The organism is Patescibacteria group bacterium, assembly GCA_020148145.1.
Lineage (GTDB): Bacteria > Patescibacteriota > Minisyncoccia > Minisyncoccales > JAHCRE01 > JAHCRE01.
This window is the reverse complement of sequence record JAHCRE010000025.1, coordinates 1-1103: the sequence shown is the minus strand read 5'-3', so window position 1 is coordinate 1103 and position 1103 is coordinate 1. Positions and strand designations below refer to the sequence as shown.

1 protein-coding gene is annotated in these 1103 nt (G+C 34.5%); it reads left to right on the top strand.

Going from position 1 to position 1103, the window contains the following annotated elements:
- Positions 1-17: 17 nt before the first annotated feature.
- On the top strand, positions 18-1103 hold a 1086-nt coding region (locus KJA15_04490), incomplete at its 3' end, for an O-antigen ligase family protein (protein ID MBZ9572561.1).

The window sequence follows — 1103 nt, the reverse complement described above, 5'->3', positions numbered from 1 at the left end:
GGGTTTTGTACTTTTTAATGCTGATTTCTGTTTTAAAAAGCAAGAAAGATTGGCAGATGTTTTTAGCTACTTTTTTAATAGTTGCTTTTATAATTTCCGGTTATGCTTGGATTAAACAGGGAGGTCGGGGGAGCTTATACAGCACATTCGGCAACTCTTCTTATTTGGCTGGTTTTTTAATTTTTGCCATTGGTTTTGCAGCCGTTCTGCTTCAAGAGCAGATTTCTTTTGGGAAAAAACATTTTCCCTATTTGAATTTCCTCTTTATTCCTTTAATTCTATTTTTTACTCTCACTCTAATTTTTACTAAGACCCGGGGAGCTTATGCTGGTTTAGCCGGGGGGTTTGGATTGCTTACCCTGCTTACCCTTTTATTTCTAAGAAAAGAAAAAAAGAAACTAACGATTTGTTTAAGCGCTATTTCAATAACTGGCTTAATTTTCATCGGGCTTATTTTTACTTATCGGGAATCTAATTTTGTCCAAAGTCGTCCAATACTTAAACGGACAACTGATATTGTAAATATTTGGCAGACAGCTTCGGTTAAAGAACGTTTATTAACCTGGCAGATAGCGATAAAGGCATTCAAAGATAAGCCAATCTTTGGCTGGGGTCCGGAAAACTTTGATGCAGCTTTTAATAAACATTATGATTATCGGGTTGGCTTGGAAGAGCCCTGGTTTGACAGAGTCCACAACCAATCCCTGCAGTATTTAGCTGACGGCGGTCTCTTTTTATTCTCTTTTTATCTTTTCTGGCTATTTTCAGTTTTTTATCTGATTTTTAAAATCTTTAAAAAGAAAAAGTTATTAGCAACGATTCTTGCTTCAACTTGTTTGGCTTATTTAATTCAAGGATTATTTTTGTTTGATGTTTTCCCTGTTTATTTAGGCCTTTTTGTATTTTTAGGTTTCGTTTGTTTTAATTATCGGTCAATTTATCATCCCGAAGAACTTTCTTTCTCAAAAGATGAAAATGAAAGAAAAAATAGAAGCGCTAAATTCTCAATTAAAACTAAATTGATACTATTTATTGCTTTCTGTTTGGTTTTGTTTTTGATATCTACGACTGTCTGGCTGCCCTACAGAGCGAATTCTTTTGCC